This window comes from Bacillus sp. SRL337 (assembly GCF_984799155.1).
Genome location: NZ_OZ481793.1, coordinates 2081221 through 2097107 on the forward strand (window position 1 = coordinate 2081221; position 15887 = coordinate 2097107).

Below are 15887 nucleotides of genomic sequence, written 5' to 3' on the forward strand. Positions count from 1 at the left end.
TTGGTCGAATTAAGTCCGGATTGCACCAAATATGATGCCCACACAACGCTTGAGATGCTGAATCCATTCTCCTTCTTTGTTGAGAAGGAAAAAACGAAAGTATGTATGATTCAGCGATTTCTATGAGACTCTTTAACAACAGAATGACAATTTCAATTTCTCCTTAACTATGCTGTGATGTGGACCTATGACCAGGTGGTGTTTGCTCACTTGGAGAAGGATACCAAGAACGGACTCAATAGAGATTTCCCTTTCTTGGCACGACATTTGATAGGTTTTCGCCTTTAATTAATGGTCCCAACTGCCTGGATGCCGCTGCTGCGGCATGTACAGGTACCTGTTTACTCGTAATACAACTCCGTCCAAAAGGGCACTTAGTACTCTTCTACATCGGCATCACCAATTCCTTTGATAGTCTCTTAAATGGCAGGCGGATATTACCAACGCTTCATGTTCTTTATTTCTGGTAAACTTCTAATGGAAAAGTCAACAGGAGGCTTACATCTATGAAAAAACTTTTACCGCTGATGTCACTGGTGATTGCATTTACATTCGCCGGCGGATTTTACACAGGGATTTCTTATAAAAGCACCAACTCTGCTCAAACAGATTCTTACATTCATTTTACTAGAGCAGCAGAAATAAATTTATCGAAGAAAGAGCTTCCTGAGAAAGCTGCTGAGCCTTCAAAGGTATTAATCGGTTATGTACAGGATTATCAGGATCCCCAGAAGACGGATTATTCAAGGCTGTCACATGTGATTTTTTCCTTTGCCCACCCTTCTCGAACCGGTGAGGTTAAGATGAATGGTGATCATGCACTGGAAAACCTGCGCGAAACTGTGAAACTTGCTCATAAACAAAATACAAAGGTCCTGCTTGCTGTCGGCGGCTGGTTTCATATGAATGGCGGGGAATCTTATCCTTACTTCAAGGAAGCGGTATCGAGTGAAGAAAATAGAAAGAAGCTCGCAGGCGAATTGGCTGAGATCGTTCAGCAGGAGAACTTGGATGGGGTCGACATAGACTTTGAACACCCCCGTTCCGAGGAGGATGCTGAATGCTTGGCAGCGTTTATAAAAATAGTAAACGCAGAACTTAAAGAGATGGAAAAAGAGATTTCCATAGCCGTCTATTCAAAAGTCGACAGCGTGACGGGACAGGAAAACAAATCAGTCATTTTCCTGCCATCGATGTTTACTAACGTTGATTATGTCAATATCATGGCCTACGACGGGCAGTGGGATGGCGGATACAATGCAGCCAATCTGTCGCCATATCCATTTACTGAAAATATTATCCAGTATTGGAGTCGGTTATTTGACACTCATGGAATTCCAAAGGAGAAGCTGGTTCTTGGTGTTCCATTCTATGGACAACCTGAAGATCCGTCGAAACCTGTATTAACCTACTCTGCGATCATCCAAAATCGAGCGGAGAATGCCAATAAAGATTCTGCAGAGATTGACGGAGTAACTTACCATTATAACGGAAAGGATACCATTCACAAAAAAACCGAGCTGGCACTGGCTAACGATTTAGGCGGAATGATGCTCTGGGAGGCAGGTCATGATGCTCATGGAGAATCCAGTTTGACAAGAGTCATCTCAGATACTCTTAAAAAGGCGGAAGAAAAAGACAAACGTCTATTTTGGGCGAGGAATTAAAGAAAGACAGCGGAACTTATTCCGCTGTCTTTTCCTTAACATAATGAATGAATCCCATTCTATGGCCTTCACTATCGATGATTTTTCGTACATAGTACGGATCCTTCAACAAGCCGTCGAACTTGGAAACCTCCAAGAAATCTTCTATTTCCGGATCTGCTTTTAATTCACGGTACCAATCCTGCTCATCCAGTTCCTCCCATAACTCCTCAATGTCAGGATCCTTTATGCGGAGGATGTACTTTTGAAAGAAGTTGATGATAAGAGCTCCGGTTAACAGAAGAAGAAAGATAAAGGTCATAATTTGGCTCCTTTAGACGATGATGTCTGCTTAAGGAATTTGATAAGATACCCTATTATAACAGAGTCGTCAAAAAGATGTTTTTGGTTTGTTCAAAGCATCCTTACGGGAGGAATTGCATAATGTCCCTGAAGTCTGTTTTCAAGACAATTTTTGTCACCTCTTCAAAGAGTTCTTGCCCATGAAATGCGTTTTCATGGCACATTACCTTTTTCTAACTGTAATGAGTACAGGTCTCTGCATCACACAACCCCAGATCTCTCAAAAACTCAAACATGCTTCATAAATAATGAAGCACGTTTGGGTTTAAATCTCATCCATATTCTTGGCAAATTCCGTAGACACCTTCGCAAACTCATCGTCATTTTCAATTCCAGTCAAATCGCCATCTGAATCAACTTTCAGAAAGTAGATGTCCATATCTTCTTCAGACTCGGCATTAACATCTTCTGCAAATGCCACTGCTGCATAATCCGTATCTTCAATTGTCAATGTAGCAAGTACCTCGATATCCTGCTCTTCATCATTTTCACCAATCAGTGTGAATACTTCTCCGACTTTAACGTTTTCCATTCTGCATTCTCCTTTTTCTGCTCAATTTTCTTCTGATTTATCTGTAACGTGTTGCTGGGTGATATAGGTACGAATAAGCTCTTCTTCGTCTTCTTCCAGTTCAAAGTCCAAATAGGTTTCATCAGACTTTTCCATAAGATAGTATTGAGCGATGCGTTCACCCTTTTCATCGACGGCATAAATCACTTTGATCAAAAGACCGCCTTCCGTATAAAGCTCATCATCTTCAGGAACCTCGACGTCAAGGAGATACTCATAACGTTCGCCTGCCAGGATGCCGGTTGGATCCTCCAGTTTTTCGACCGTGTGTCCGGTAATATTCATAATGGATGCAGTCCTTTCGATCTCTCTATAAGTTAATTTTGGTAAATCCATCGCAATTATACACTTATTCGACAAACAATGCTTATAATTCTATGATAGGTAAGAAGGTTGTATAAACTTCCGAATACTTGTCGTATTCTGCGCTTTCCCGGGAAACATCGGAAACCAGAGCGTGAATGTAAAGGCTCTGTTCTTAGGCATTGTTGCTATTTCATACGAATTTCAATTAAATATGAAACCAATCATTCATCTAAAAAGCCAAGGTGCCAGAGAATAAAAGAGTGCTCCCTGAAGAGAAGCCCCCTGGTACCAAGATTTTTCCGAAAGCAACAATCAATATAAAAAAAGGAGGAGAACCCTAATGGAACGCGAATCAAGAGAAAAAAAGATCATTGAGAAATATCAGCAAGATGAAAAAATGATGATACTGGCCTTTGCCCAATGGTGCATCAATCATGACATTGACCCGATGGAGGTTTATTCAATGGCTTATCCTCATCAGGAAAAAAATTCTCTTCTTAAACAAGCGCTTGAATCGACAGCAGCAAGAGAAGAGTCTGAAGATATTTCCCTCTCTTCCTTGTTTGCTGTATTTGAAATCTATGGAAATGAGGAGCTTGCTTTTGCACTTTCCGAAAAGGTCCGAAGCCTGAAATGATTAGGGCAGGGCTGGTATCCGGTCTACCGGAACAGCCAGTCCTTCCGGATTATCTTCACTTCCAATGGGAGGAATCGTGATGGCATATACAACGCCGATCACCTTCCCGTCTGAATCAATGACCGGGCTCCCGCTGTTTCCTTTTTCAATCGGAGCCGAAAGAAAAAGCCATTCTCCGTTCTTGGTAATGTCACCTTCCATTACAATCTGGTTATATGCAAGCGGGTTTCCGATAATATAGATGGAATCCCCGCTTTCCCACTCCCCGCCATCCTGGATTTCAAGGTAAGGCAATTTCTCCCCCTCCACTTCAAGCAGCGCAATATCCAAATCGGGGTAGTCTTGCATGACCTCTGCACGCAGAATTTCGCCGTCCGGGAATACCACAGTGATGCGTGACATGTTTTCGATGACGTGATGGTTTGTAACGATGATTCCATCCTCAGAGATGTTGAATCCTGTTCCTTTGGTTTCGTTTCCTTCTATTGTCACGACCGCTTTTTTGTAGTTCTTGATATTATCAATTTGGGAAAGCTCATTGGACTTCGACAGAAATGACAAAGCCGGCAAATTGAACACTCTCACCCAGACAGCCAAAACACTGACAACCAGGCTAATGGCAATCAACACGGCTACTGATTTTGCCAGCAGCGACCTTGTTTTATTTTTTGAGGATCTTTCCTCCTCTTCAAATAAAAAATCTTCCAAATCTGGTTCGTCCAGAGGTACCTTTTCTTCACCTTCTTCTCTTACAGGGGAATCATTGTGGCTCTCCATATTTTCCTCCAGTTCATTTTCTTCTCATCCAAGTGTATCGCAAACGTATTGGTATTACTAACAGTATACCCCTATTTTCCCTGTTCAAGGAATACTCTGAATGTTTAAATAATAGTAGTAGGTACTAGAATGTACTGTTAAGAAAAGGAGGAATTTAGTTGAAAAGATTAATATCTTTCTTTAACAGGATCATGCAGCGTTATCTCCCTGATCCATTTTTATTTGTGGTCATTTTGACGTTTGTTGTCCTGGTTCTGGGTCTTATCTTCACCGACAGCTCCGTAATCAACATGGTCGAATATTGGGGAGGAGGTTTTTGGAGCCTGCTTGAGTTTTCAATGCAGATGGTCCTGGTCCTTGTAACAGGCTATGTCCTGGCATCCAGTCCTGTATTTAAAAAAGGGTTGGCGGCGTTAGCTTCGACTGCCAAGTCACCGGCACAGGCAGTAGTCATTGTTACGGTTATATCCATTTTCGCCAGCTGGATCAACTGGGGGTTCGGCCTTGTAATCGGTGCCCTTTTTGCGAAAGAACTGGCTAAGAAGGTCGCTAATGTGGATTACCGCCTGTTGATTGCGGGCGCTTACAGCGGGTTTGTTGTCTGGCATGGGGGATTTTCAGGTTCCATCCCGTTGACCATTGCTACTGAAGGACACTTTTCGCAAGAGTTGATTGGAATCATTCCGACTAGTGAGACGATTTTTGCAGTCTTCAATGTGACAATTGTTTTGGCATTATTTATCATCCTTCCTTTCCTGAACAGGTTTATGATGCCTTCTAAACATGAAACAGTTACCGTTGATCCCGCCATTTTTGATGAAGAAATTGCTGTTGCAAAGGAATCAGCGATGAATACTCCTGCCGACAAGCTGGAGAACAGCCATATCGTATCTCTTTTGACGGCAATTCTTGGTATTGCATTCTTAGTTTATTATTTCACAGCCAATGGATTTGCCCTTAATTTAAATATCGTCAACTTCCTGTTCTTATTCCTGGGCATCCTGTTCCATGGTACACCGAGACGTTTTCTTGATGCAGTTCTGAGCGCGGTAAAAGGTGCAAGCGGTATAATCATCCAGTTCCCCTTTTATGCGGGAATTATGGGCATGATGACAGCATCAGGACTGGCAGCTGTCATGTCGGAAGGATTTGTGAACATTTCTAATGATTTCACCTTCCCGTTCTTTGCCTTTCTGAGTGCTGGTATCGTCAACTTCTTCGTCCCTTCGGGGGGTGGCCAGTGGTCAGTCCAGGCACCGGTCATGCTTGAAGCTGCCCAGGCACTTGGTGTGTCTACGGCTAAAACGGCAATGGCGGTTGCCTGGGGGGATGCGTGGACCAATTTAATTCAGCCATTCTGGGCGTTGCCGGCCCTTGCGATTGCCGGTTTAAAAGCCAAAGATATAATGGGCTTCTGCACGATTGTGCTGATTATCAGCGGAATTGTCATTTCCTTGGGCTTGCTCTTCTTATAAGGAGCTTATTTCTTTTACATTCTTGCTTTTTAATACGACTATTCAAAACTGGATAGCAACAAAAAAAGAGCTCTCTCGCTGTGGAGAGAAAACCTCTAGTAGGCAGGGATCATTTTTTCAAGAGCAACAATCCATGCAGTAACATGGCCAATTAACATAAGGACCAAATCCCATGTCTTTTAAAACATGTGGGATTTGGTTTGAATTCAGTAAATAGTGATAAATCTCTATGTCGTTCGTAGCGCGGCGAATGAACGGCCGCCAGGTACAGCTTCTTTCCAATATTTCATGGTTTTATTTCCTGTTCCGAAAAATTGGGGTGCTGAACCTATTTACAATATTCCCATTTACTGCTGCAACCCCGGCAATAATAATCAATCCGCCTGTTACACTCATCAACATTGCTTTTTCATGAAGGATGATGATGGCTGCTCCAAATGTAACGATCGGCTCTAAGTAGATAAGAACGCCCGCCTGTGAGGCCTCCAGTACTTCCAGGGATTTAGCCCAGAACCAATAGCCTGTCCCTGATACGAATACACCAAGAAATATAAGGTGGCCCCATTCACTGGCCGTTAGACTGGGCAGGCTTTCCCAGCCATGGTTTCTCATAATGAATGGAATACTGACAACAAAACCGATCATGGTGATATAAAAGGTCAAAACTGTCGGCGGAAGCGGGACCCTCAGGCTTTTTAACAGGACTGTATACACAGCCCAATTCAAAGTGCTTAATAACATCAGGAAAAAACCAACATTAATCCCGAACGCCAACCGGTTTTCTGTACCTGCCGTTGTGACCATGATGACTCCGGAGATAGCTATGATGATGCCGATAGCTTTCCAAAGGTTTATTTTTTCATGTAAAAAAATCATGGAAAGAACAACTGTGAAAACAGGTGTAACAGAAATCAGCCATCCTGCCGAGGAAGCATCAATAAAAATAAGGGAGGTCGTTTGAAGAAGCTGATGGCAGAACGTACCGAGGATTGCCAATATGAATAAATGAGGAAAATACTTAATCGGAAAACGCATTCTATCTCGAGTCAGCAGGACAATCAACAATAGAAATGCCGCCCCAATTGCAAAACGGAAGACAATTAACGTGAAAGGATCCAACTTGTCCAACACTACCTTTGCAGATACAAACGAAACACCCCAGAAAAAGACGGCAAGCGAAGCATATAAAGCAGCTGCACCTTTGGCATTAAATAGGCTCATCAGTCTCTACCCTTCTAAGAAAATACTTTAAAAACAATATATGCTTATCTCTCCTGGACATACCTCAGGTCAGGGATTTTTGTCCAGCGGGTCTAAAGAATCAAAATCTGCATTACTGGACGAATGACCAAGCAATTCCTATCTTCTTTCATATTTTTATAATAAAAGGAGGGGAAATCATTATGTATTACTTGCTTGTTGTTTATTTAGCAGCGGTGGCTGCTGGATTGGCTCTGCTGTTTGTTCTGGGTTCAAGTGCTGCGTCATTCCTTGGAGCAGGCCTGATTGGGCTCTTGAACGGATTTGCAGTCATTGTTGTAATCGTTTTCACTTTGTTAATTGTATACCTGGCGGTAAGAGCACTGTTTAATAAAACTCGGTATTAACTCTTATGGAGGCTGCTTGAAAAGCAGTCTTCTTTTTTTGGAGTGAATTTCCTTGTATACTTGAAGGGACTAAAAAGGAGTGGTTGCATGGAAAAGAAGCTTGACCATATCGGCATAGCGGTAAGGGATTTAGACAACAGTATACATATATACACAAATATTCTTGGTGGTGAGTTGATTGATCGATATCGCAGTGAAGCGGTTGGCGTCGAGAGTGAAATAGCCGTCATCGATCTTAATGGCGGACGGTTTGAACTGCTTTCTCCCACGAATAATACCACCTCTCCTATTGCCCGTTTCATCAGGCAGAAAGGAAAAGGCGTTCATCATGTAGCCTATGAGGTGGATGATCTGGATGATGCACAGATTGAGCTTCAAAGACAAGGTATCCGGACCCTTAAGGATACATTACGCACAAATAAACATGGAAGGCGCCTTATTTACCTGAATCCAGCTGATACAGAAGGAACCATCATTGAATACTGTGATTATCCAAATAAAAAATGATCTGTGCACGGGCGAGGGCACTGAAAATCTGCCGATTTCTAAACTATAACTAAAATTAATAAAGAAAAAGCCACCCCTTCTTCCTATAAAAGGAAGAAGGGGTGGCTTTTTCTTGGATATAAACATATATGCTGCCCTTTATTATCACATTAGTTTTAGGATCCTTTTAATATTTACCGCAAATATAGCCATGGCACCTTGTAATTCCATGCCAATTAGACCCGAGGATTCTGCTACATCATACCCGTGTCTGTGTTTTAGTTCACTATTTTTCGCTTCAATTTTATATCGTTCTTTTGCCTTTTCCTTAAAATACTCGCTTTCCTGGAATTTTGCTTGGGAGGAGTGCTGATCGGACTTTATAGTAACGGAATACGTCTTACTTTTGGCTCCTTCCTTGTAGCACCCTTCTCTCAGTGGGCATCTCTTACATTTATCCACGTCATAATAATAGGTGTCTGCCTGGTTTTTGCCTACTCCTTTTTTACCTTGCCTAGCTTTCCTTATAGCCATATGTCCTGCCTTGCAGACATACATACCCGCATCCTTATTGAATTCGAATTCGTCCTCTTTTTTTCGAGCACCCTGAGTGATTAGAGGGTTCAATTTTGAAACCAGTTTGATTTCATTTCCTTCACTATATTCAATATTATCTTTCTCGGAATAGGCCGCATCCCCAATAACCGTCTCAACTTCCATACCCGCGCTTATACTTTTCTCTATGAGAGTCTGGAGTTCTTTTCCGTCACTTTTTTCTCCGGTGGTAATGGTTGCGGCTGTAATAATACGTTCTTCGCTCATCGCAAGATGGGTTTTGTAGCCAAAGAAGGAGGAGTCAGCTGTTTTGTGCCCTACTTTGGCATCCTGATCTTTCAAGGACTGGAGCTGCTCAATATCATCGGCAACCGTTTCTTTCAGGAGATTTAGCTGTTCCTTTACTTTTGGGTATTCTAAAAGGGGCTCTTCCTTTTCTATCACCTCAATGAGCTTTTGTGAGTAGGCGATCTCATCTTCCAGCACATCACTGGTGGGTTTCAAAGGGAATTTGTCTTTCATATTTTCGTTTATCTTATAAATCGATTTCCTAAGATTCTTCGATCGCTCCACAAGAATTTCCTTTGGCTTCATTTGATTATAGCGGGCTTTGGTATGGGTGGCATCCACAATAATGGACTTACTTTTTATGATTTCTTTCTCTATGGCAATCTCAACCGTCTTGTTGACAAGCATGTCTAATAAGTTCATGTCCTTTAACCTAAGTTTACGAAACTTAGTCAGAGAACTTGAATCAATGACGGGCTCTTCTGGAGCCATATTCAAAAAATACTTGAAAGACATATCATATTTAGACCGCTCAACAATATCGACATCTGATACATCGTGAATGGTTTTCAAAAACAAATATTTGAACATGCGAATAGGATCAATCGCATTTCGCCCATTATCATGACAATATTTATTCTTTAATTCATCAAAAATAAAGGAGAAATCGATTAAATCGTTTATTTTCCTTAACATATTGTCCTGAGGAACGACGATATCATAAAGGTCCATATACTTACTGAACATCATTGTTTGTTGTTGTTGAATCACTGGAAACCACCCACTTAATATTGTTAGTTCTATTATAAAGTAAGGATTTATTAGCGGGTAGTGTTCTTTTTTCTCAATGTTGATTGGAGTGGAAGGTGCACGACCTCCTGCGGGACTAGCGGGACAGGTGAGACCCCGCAGGCGAAGCCGAGGAGGCTCAACGCCCGCCCCGCGGAGTCGTGCACCTGGAACGGAAATCAACACTAATTCGTGAAACCTGAAGTGAAAAAGGCAGAATCGCTCTTTGAGGTGAGCGATTCTGCCTTTTAGAACTTTATTGGACTTTTTCAGTGCCCTCGCACGGGCACAGATCATTTTTTCGTTTCAATTTCAAGGTAAACGGGGCAATGGTCGCTGCCAAGGGTTTCGGTATGCATCCCGGCATCATTCAATGAGTCTTTTAGTCTCTCAGACACAATGAAATAGTCAATTCTCCAACCGATATTCCTCTCCCTGACTTTGCTCATATAAGACCACCAGGTGTAGGAGTGCTCCTGTTCAGGATAAAGATGCCTGAAGCTGTCCAGGAACCCTTCACTAAGGAGAAGGTTCATCTTCTCTCTTTCTTCAGAGGTGAAACCGGAATTGCCGTGATTGGATTTAGGGTTCCGCAGGTCAATCTCATTATGGGCAACATTCAAATCACCGCAGTAAACAACCGGTTTAACCGCATCCAGTTCTTTAATATAGGCACGAATCCGTTCTTCCCAATGCAGCCTGTCCTCCAGCCTGGAAAGGTCTCTTTTGGAATTTGGGGTATAGACATTCAATAGAAAAAAGTCATCGAATTCCAATGTTATGGAACGGCCTTCCGGCTCACTTTCGTCTTCGCCGATTCCATAAGAAACAGAAAGTGGCTTCTGCTTTGTGAATACAGCCGTTCCTGAATATCCTTTTCTTTCAGCATAGTTCCAAAATTGATGGTAATTTTCCAGATCCAGGGCAATCTGCCCCTCTTGCAGCTTAGATTCCTGTATACAAAAAATATCGGCATCGACATCATTGAAAAAGTTTAAAAAGCCTTTTTTCACACACGCCCTTATACCATTTACGTTCCAAGACACTAATTTCATGATCCATGATCGCTCCTGTTGAGTTTCTAAAGAGCTAGTTTAACAGAAAAAAAGGGATTATTCACTTCTGCTGATTCAGCTGGAGATTGAACACAAAAACATAGCCCAAGAAAAGGCTATGTTTTTTCAGGATCATTTATTTTCTTTTTCCTCTTGTGCTGGATGAGTTTCGTCCTCTTCGGCCGCCTGATTTGCTGGAGGAAGAGGCATTTCCACTTTTGCTTTTTCGGCCGCTTGCATTTTTGTCGGTAAGCTTGTGAACGGCCCCCCGTTTGACTTCTTTAGCTTCCAGTATATTGGAGCGATTCTTTTTCTTGGCCGGACCTGATTTGGCCTGCCTATTCCCTCTTGAGGAATCAGATTCCGCACTTCTCTTGGCGTTTGAACTTCGGGAACGGTTAGCTGTCTTTGGTTTACTGCCGGTTCGGCCCTCACTGCTTTTTTTCTTAGCAGGAGCTTTTTTACCGGAAGATGGTTTAGACTTCGATCCAGGTTCACGGTCGATGGTATTCCCAATGTTCTGCTTAGGCAGTTTAATGGTTAATTCTTTCTCGATTTCTGCCAGAAGATCTTTTTGTGCAGGGGAATAAAATGTGACGGCCAATCCTTTTTCGCCAGCTCTTCCGGTTCTCCCAATCCTGTGGACATAACTGTCTGCGTCTTCCGGTATATCATAATTGAAGACGTGCGTAACACCTTCCACATCAAGTCCCCGTGCCGCTACATCGGTAGCAATGAGCAGCTGGAATTCGGAATCCCGGAACCGTTTCATGACTTTTTCCCTTTTGGCCTGTGACAGGTCTCCATGTAACTCATCACATGTAAAACCATAGGAAACAAGGGCTTCATAAAGCTTCGTCACCCTTCGTTTTGTCCTGCAGAAGATGACTGCAAGATAAGGGTTATATTCCTTTATCATTTCTACAAGTGTCGATTGCTTTGCCCTGTCGTTTACAAAGACAGCAAGCTGTTCAACTGTTTTGGCAGGTCCCTGCTTGCGTTCAACACTGATATATTGGGGGTTCTTCATATGCTTCTTTGCCAAAACCTGTATCTCCTCAGGCATGGTAGCAGAAAAAAGAAGAGTTTGCCTTGATGTTGGTGTTTCCCTGATAATCATTTCGACTTCTTTTAAGAAACCGATGTGAAGCATCTGATCGGCCTCATCCAGTACAAGGGTATTCAGTTCTGAAAGGTCAATGGTTCCTCTTCCGATATGATCGAGGATTCGTCCAGGAGTTCCAACAACGATGCCTACATTTTTTCTAAGCTTGTTTAGCTGCTTTTCAACATCCTGCCCTCCATATACGGGTAACACAGTGATTCCTTCAATATGGCGGATGATTTTTCGTACTTCTTCGGTAATCTGCAGAGCGAGTTCTCTTGTAGGTGTGACAATTAATGTCTGGATGTTCCTCTTTTTGAAATCAAACTTTTCTATGGCCGGCAGAATAAACGCCAGTGTTTTTCCAGTTCCTGTCTGGGCCTGTGCAATGACATCTTTGTGATCCATCACCGCAGGTATTGCTTTTTCCTGAATGGGAGTAGGGGTATTGACACTATTTTTCTGCAGTCTTTCAACGACTGCTTCCGAGATGCCTAAATCACTAAAATTTTTCAATTATAATCCCTGCTTTCGACTTTGTAGGAAACCTGTTGGTTGCCGGTTCTCTTAGTATTTTCTCTTTTGGATGGCTTTCTGCTTTTCCATTAAGCCATGAGATTTTTCGATGATGTCTGTAAGCACATCACCTTTATATATTCTGCCAAGCTTTGTGTTTTCTTGATAATATTCCACAATTTCATCAAGCATATTGGCCGTTTCTTTTGTGATTCGCACATTCAGCTGGATTCTGTTTTGATCACTCACAGTAAGTAAACTTCCTTTCCTGACAGTGTTCTAGCATATGTTATCTCCCTGCTAGCACATTGATAACATATGCCTAGTGAATGATATCATGTATGGCAGCCGGTTACAATTGAAATTTGTCACTCTTTGCGGATAGTGGTTTTTTTGTCGCTTTTCATAGGGTCGTTATAAGCATATGAAATAATTCTTAACGATTAAAAAAACCTCAAGGATGAGGTCTTAAAACTCATTGAATGAAAAAAGGGTTCCTCCATTCCATTAGGACGGCATGGTTTCTGGATTCTTTGTCTTCTAAGTAGTCGGGGATGACACCGATCGGTAAACGTCCGCAGCGAAGCAGAAATGAAATGACTTGATCATGAATGGTACCGTTTATAACGGCCCTTAGATAGTCATCAGCCTTCATTGTGGCGGCCGCTTTCCCATAACCCGGCATCCTTCCTCCGCCTAAAAGACGCTCTTTTTTCAGGTTCACCACCACTTCATACATGGAATTCATCAGCGCCTTTCCAAGTCCGAAACTTCTGTATTTCGGTGATATCCCTATATCGACTATGTATAAGGCATTGCCGTTTGGATTATGGGTTCTTATATATCCGTCATCCGTGATATCTGACCAGGAGTGCTGAAAGTTCTTCGGGTCAAAATTTGTCAGCATACCGGTGATCGATCCTCTGATTTCTCCTTCCATTTCAATGCAAAGAGCACCTTCCGGGAAAAGATTAATGTGATTGGAAAGCTGCTTTTCATTCCACCATAAGTCAGAAGGAAATGGCGGCGGAAAGCACTCCTGCTGCACCTTGATCAGTGTGGAAAAATCCGCAGCCGTATAGGTTCTGATTGTCGCTTCCATAGGCTTGTCCTGTTTAAAGACATATAGTTTTTTTTGGTACAATACGATTCCTCCTATTCAAGAAAAGATTACTCATGAGTGGATTGGCCAATATCTGAATGATGAGGTTCTCTGTATCGGTCGTCGAATGTTTCCAGAAGAAGCAGAGTAATTAAAGTAAGAAGAACGAGTAAGCCTACCAAGGCAACAATTAACGCAGCAGAATAAATAACCATTTTCTTAAGTCCTATATCCCTTATACTCTTCCAATCAACATGGTTTAAAATAAACAGCCCTCCTGTTTTTCTAATAGTTTATCAAATCATCGAGCTGATTTTAACCTGAAAATTCCATATAATAAAAAAGCGGACATGTGCCGCTCTCTGGAATAACTCAATCATCACTATCCAATAGATCACTGTCCAAGGTACGGGAACTGTCTGGATTCAATCTCTTCCATTCAGCCGTCTTGCTGACAGGTATTCGCCAGTGCACCAAAATGCGGAGGGCAGTCAAGGGGCGAAGGAAGTCATCTCGGCGGACTTGGACAAAAAACGGCCCTTTCCCTCAAAAGGATGACGATTTAACCTTCCCGAGATATTCAATGTTATGTCAACATCTATCCTTCACTCTACTTGCCATTTTCGGGTAGCATCCTATGAATTACGGAAATATTTGGAGGAATGAAGATGCCGCATTTCGCGGAAAGTATACAAGAGCATACTGCTCAATCCTTCATCGGGAGTGATTTGGCCATGGCAAGAAACAAACTTATTGTTCCTGGATCAGATCGTGTGCTGAACCAGATGAAAGAAGAAATCGCCAATGAGTTTGGAGTAACACTTGGAGCAGATACAACCGCGCGTGCCAACGGTTCCGTCGGCGGTGAGATGACTAAACGTCTTGTCGCACTTGCCGAGCAGACGCTGGCTGAAGGACAGAATCAGTAAAACATGGCCCTCTTCAATATGAAGGGGGCTTTGTGATTGAAGCAAAACAGACCGTAAAAAAAACCAGATTTCAACCGATGTTTATTCTGTGTTCCTCTTGATCAATATTACTCTCCCTGGTAACTCCTCGTTTCAACTCAAACTTCTTTTTTTCTCTGGATTTTACTTATTAACCTTCCCTTTTATATGTGTTGAATCAACGATAGAAACGGATGCAGCTGACCGAGCGTCTCCGCTTTTGGGTGATAAATGATCATCGAATCGCTATGGCTCTTCGTAATCCTTATATATATGGCGAGAGCCTTCCATCCAAACGGCGCTGAACGGCCGCTTCCGCTTTCTATTCAAACCAGCTCCCAATATTATCTGCTTACCGCTTTTACAAAAGGCTGTTTCCGCATATATTGTTGCTTTCGGAAAAATCCCAAAAGCCGGATTTTTCCCCTGGATACTACGTTTTTTGCTCTGAACGAAGAGAGAAGCTCTTTTCTCTCTTGTTAAACAGGGTTTTTTCCGGTTCATTACTCCACTATCTTTCGGAATTATTATCAGATAGCAACAAAGTTTACGAAAAGAGCCTTACAAAAAAAGCCTGTAGACATGGTCCATATCTTGGACTTTGTCTACAGGCTGATACCTTTTATATAAGAGACAGCAGGATTTACTCATTCAGACTGCCGGGCATGTTTTTTCCATAGAAGATTTCATCCATTTCCAGTTTCAGTTTATTTGTTATTTCTTCCGCTTCATCGTGGTTCAGCTTGTCCTTTGAATAGCCGAACAGATAATGGTTTAAATCAAAATCCTTCAGCTTACATTTTGTGTGAAAGATATTCTGCGGATAGACGTTGACATCGATCATGTCATAATCATCTTTGATTTCTTCAGGTATATAGTTTTGAATGGAATTGATATCATGATCGATAAAAAGTTTGCGTCCGTTGATATCCCTCGTAAATCCCCTTACTCTGTAATCCATGGTCATGACATCCGTCTCGAATGAATGAATCAAATAATTCAAGGCTTTAAGAGGTGATATTTCACCGCAGGTTGATACATCTATGTCTGCTCTGAAGGTGCTGATCCCCTCATGAGGATGATATTCCGGGTAGGTATGGACCGTTATATGGCTCTTATCGAGCTGCATGGTAACAGCAGATGGAAGCGGTCCGGGGGATTCATCGAAGTGTTCATTCGGCACTTCGACAATCGGTCCTTCCGATACAAGAATCGTGACGGAAGCTCCTTGTGGGACATAGTCCTGTTTTGCTATATTGAGAACATGGGCTCCAATGATATCAGAAACATTAGAAAGGATCTTGGTGAGCCTGTCCGCGTTGTACTGCTCATCTATATATTCAATGTATGCTTCACGTTCTTCCCTCGTTTTCGTGTAGCAGATGTCATACATATTAAAGCTTAATGACTTCGTTAGGTTATTGAATTCGTGTAGCTGTATTCTTTCTTCATGTGACATTTTCATGATACCTTCCCCCTATGTAAAAAATGTGCAGAAACTCTTCGTTTCAACTCGATGTTATTGTTTATGATACCCTGTGACTACCAGAATAAAACGGTAATCTTCTTGAATGTCATACGGTTAGCATAATGTTCCAGAATAAAATCGTTAAATAGGTGGGCTGATAGTTTTTGAGAAGCTGTAAATCGGGTAGAATGGAA

General features: G+C 42.1%; 18 protein-coding genes. 6 read left to right on the plus strand and 12 right to left on the minus strand.

What is annotated here, in order from left to right; all coding sequences use genetic code 11:
- Window positions 1–506: 506 nt before the first annotated feature.
- Window positions 507–1667: a glycoside hydrolase family 18 protein gene (locus AC4E8A_RS10285; protein WP_490198377.1), complete on the plus strand. Its 1161-nt coding sequence runs from the start codon at window positions 507–509 to the stop codon at window positions 1665–1667.
- Between the two features lie 16 nt (window positions 1668–1683).
- Here AC4E8A_RS10285 and AC4E8A_RS10290 read toward each other — a convergent pair whose 3' ends face one another.
- From AC4E8A_RS10290 to AC4E8A_RS10300, 3 genes are all read right to left on the minus strand, one after another.
- The gene (locus AC4E8A_RS10290; RefSeq protein WP_490198379.1) at window positions 1684–1968 is read right to left on the minus strand and encodes a hypothetical protein; all 285 of its coding nucleotides are present in this window, start codon (window positions 1966–1968) and stop codon (window positions 1684–1686) included.
- Window positions 1969–2274: 306 nt separating this feature from the next.
- A complete protein-coding gene (locus AC4E8A_RS10295) occupies window positions 2275–2541 on the minus strand; it encodes a DUF1292 domain-containing protein (RefSeq protein WP_490198381.1) in 267 nt (88 codons plus the stop codon).
- A 21-nt stretch (window positions 2542–2562) separates the two neighbouring features.
- Entirely contained in the window at window positions 2563–2916 is a 354-nt protein-coding gene (locus AC4E8A_RS10300; protein WP_490198383.1) for a DUF6509 family protein, read from the minus strand.
- Window positions 2917–3226: 310 nt separating this feature from the next.
- Here AC4E8A_RS10300 and AC4E8A_RS10305 point away from each other — a divergent pair, with 310 nt between their 5' ends.
- Window positions 3227–3523 (plus strand): hypothetical protein, encoded by a 297-nt coding sequence (locus AC4E8A_RS10305; RefSeq protein ID WP_490198384.1) that lies wholly within the window; start codon window positions 3227–3229, stop codon window positions 3521–3523.
- Here the strand turns inward: AC4E8A_RS10305 and AC4E8A_RS10310 are convergent, their stop codons facing one another.
- Window positions 3524–4300, minus strand: a complete 777-nt coding sequence (locus tag AC4E8A_RS10310) for a S1C family serine protease (protein WP_490198386.1) — start codon at window positions 4298–4300, stop codon at window positions 3524–3526.
- A gap of 158 nt (window positions 4301–4458) precedes the next feature.
- Here AC4E8A_RS10310 and AC4E8A_RS10315 point away from each other — a divergent pair, with 158 nt between their 5' ends.
- Window positions 4459–5775: a short-chain fatty acid transporter gene (locus tag AC4E8A_RS10315; protein WP_490198388.1), complete on the plus strand. Its 1317-nt coding sequence runs from the start codon at window positions 4459–4461 to the stop codon at window positions 5773–5775.
- A 294-nt stretch (window positions 5776–6069) separates the two neighbouring features.
- Here the strand turns inward: AC4E8A_RS10315 and AC4E8A_RS10320 are convergent, their stop codons facing one another.
- On the minus strand, window positions 6070–6996 hold the full coding sequence (locus AC4E8A_RS10320; RefSeq protein WP_490198390.1) for a DMT family transporter: 927 nt from the start codon (window positions 6994–6996) through the stop codon (window positions 6070–6072).
- Between the two features lie 182 nt (window positions 6997–7178).
- Here AC4E8A_RS10320 and AC4E8A_RS10325 point away from each other — a divergent pair, with 182 nt between their 5' ends.
- Entirely contained in the window at window positions 7179–7382 is a 204-nt protein-coding gene (locus tag AC4E8A_RS10325; RefSeq protein ID WP_490198392.1) for a hypothetical protein, read from the plus strand.
- Window positions 7383–7469: 87 nt separating this feature from the next.
- Entirely contained in the window at window positions 7470–7889 is a 420-nt protein-coding gene (locus tag AC4E8A_RS10330; protein ID WP_490198394.1) for a VOC family protein, read from the plus strand.
- Between the two features lie 144 nt (window positions 7890–8033).
- Here the strand turns inward: AC4E8A_RS10330 and AC4E8A_RS10335 are convergent, their stop codons facing one another.
- The 6 genes from AC4E8A_RS10335 to AC4E8A_RS10360 all read right to left on the minus strand — a co-directional run bounded on the left by AC4E8A_RS10335 (window position 8034) and on the right by AC4E8A_RS10360 (window position 13493).
- On the minus strand, window positions 8034–9482 hold the full coding sequence (locus AC4E8A_RS10335) for an IS1182 family transposase (RefSeq protein WP_490195675.1): 1449 nt from the start codon (window positions 9480–9482) through the stop codon (window positions 8034–8036).
- A 311-nt stretch (window positions 9483–9793) separates the two neighbouring features.
- Window positions 9794–10555, minus strand: a complete 762-nt coding sequence (locus tag AC4E8A_RS10340) for an exodeoxyribonuclease III (RefSeq protein WP_490198395.1) — start codon at window positions 10553–10555, stop codon at window positions 9794–9796.
- Window positions 10556–10691: 136 nt separating this feature from the next.
- Window positions 10692–12176: a DEAD/DEAH box helicase gene (locus tag AC4E8A_RS10345; RefSeq protein ID WP_490198396.1), complete on the minus strand. Its 1485-nt coding sequence runs from the start codon at window positions 12174–12176 to the stop codon at window positions 10692–10694.
- A 51-nt stretch (window positions 12177–12227) separates the two neighbouring features.
- Window positions 12228–12425, minus strand: coding sequence for a hypothetical protein (locus tag AC4E8A_RS10350; protein ID WP_490198398.1), 198 nt, complete (start codon window positions 12423–12425; stop codon window positions 12228–12230).
- Window positions 12426–12651: 226 nt separating this feature from the next.
- A complete protein-coding gene (locus AC4E8A_RS10355; protein ID WP_490198399.1) occupies window positions 12652–13320 on the minus strand; it encodes a GNAT family N-acetyltransferase in 669 nt (222 codons plus the stop codon).
- A 26-nt stretch (window positions 13321–13346) separates the two neighbouring features.
- Window positions 13347–13493, minus strand: a complete 147-nt coding sequence (locus tag AC4E8A_RS10360; RefSeq protein WP_490198401.1) for a hypothetical protein — start codon at window positions 13491–13493, stop codon at window positions 13347–13349.
- Between the two features lie 519 nt (window positions 13494–14012).
- Here AC4E8A_RS10360 and AC4E8A_RS10365 point away from each other — a divergent pair.
- The gene (locus AC4E8A_RS10365) at window positions 14013–14207 is read left to right on the plus strand and encodes an alpha/beta-type small acid-soluble spore protein (protein WP_490198842.1); all 195 of its coding nucleotides are present in this window, start codon (window positions 14013–14015) and stop codon (window positions 14205–14207) included.
- 661 nt (window positions 14208–14868) lie between these two features.
- On the opposite strand, the gene speD is transcribed toward AC4E8A_RS10365, so the two are convergent.
- Complete coding sequence (gene speD, locus AC4E8A_RS10370) at window positions 14869–15690, minus strand: adenosylmethionine decarboxylase (RefSeq protein ID WP_490198402.1); 822 nt, start codon at window positions 15688–15690, stop codon at window positions 14869–14871.
- Window positions 15691–15887 lie beyond the last annotated feature (197 nt).

Excerpts from the sequence above, each read along its gene's own strand:
- AC4E8A_RS10285 (WP_490198377.1), top strand. The coding sequence starts at position 507 with ATGAAAAAACTTTTACCGCTGATGTCACTGGTGATTGCATTTACATTC.
- AC4E8A_RS10290 (WP_490198379.1), bottom strand. The coding sequence starts at position 1,968 with ATGACCTTTATCTTTCTTCTTCTGTTAACCGGAGCTCTTATCATCAAC.
- AC4E8A_RS10295 (WP_490198381.1), bottom strand. The coding sequence starts at position 2,541 with ATGGAAAACGTTAAAGTCGGAGAAGTATTCACACTGATTGGTGAAAAT.
- AC4E8A_RS10300 (WP_490198383.1), bottom strand. The coding sequence starts at position 2,916 with ATGGATTTACCAAAATTAACTTATAGAGAGATCGAAAGGACTGCATCC.
- AC4E8A_RS10305 (WP_490198384.1), top strand. The coding sequence starts at position 3,227 with ATGGAACGCGAATCAAGAGAAAAAAAGATCATTGAGAAATATCAGCAA.
- AC4E8A_RS10310 (WP_490198386.1), bottom strand. The coding sequence starts at position 4,300 with ATGGAGAGCCACAATGATTCCCCTGTAAGAGAAGAAGGTGAAGAAAAG.
- AC4E8A_RS10320 (WP_490198390.1), bottom strand. The coding sequence starts at position 6,996 with ATGAGCCTATTTAATGCCAAAGGTGCAGCTGCTTTATATGCTTCGCTT.
- AC4E8A_RS10325 (WP_490198392.1), top strand. The coding sequence starts at position 7,179 with ATGTATTACTTGCTTGTTGTTTATTTAGCAGCGGTGGCTGCTGGATTG.
- AC4E8A_RS10330 (WP_490198394.1), top strand. The coding sequence starts at position 7,470 with ATGGAAAAGAAGCTTGACCATATCGGCATAGCGGTAAGGGATTTAGAC.
- AC4E8A_RS10340 (WP_490198395.1), bottom strand. The coding sequence starts at position 10,555 with ATGAAATTAGTGTCTTGGAACGTAAATGGTATAAGGGCGTGTGTGAAA.
- AC4E8A_RS10360 (WP_490198401.1), bottom strand. The coding sequence starts at position 13,493 with ATGGTTATTTATTCTGCTGCGTTAATTGTTGCCTTGGTAGGCTTACTC.
- AC4E8A_RS10365 (WP_490198842.1), top strand. The coding sequence starts at position 14,013 with ATGGCAAGAAACAAACTTATTGTTCCTGGATCAGATCGTGTGCTGAAC.
- speD (WP_490198402.1), bottom strand. The coding sequence starts at position 15,690 with ATGAAAATGTCACATGAAGAAAGAATACAGCTACACGAATTCAATAAC.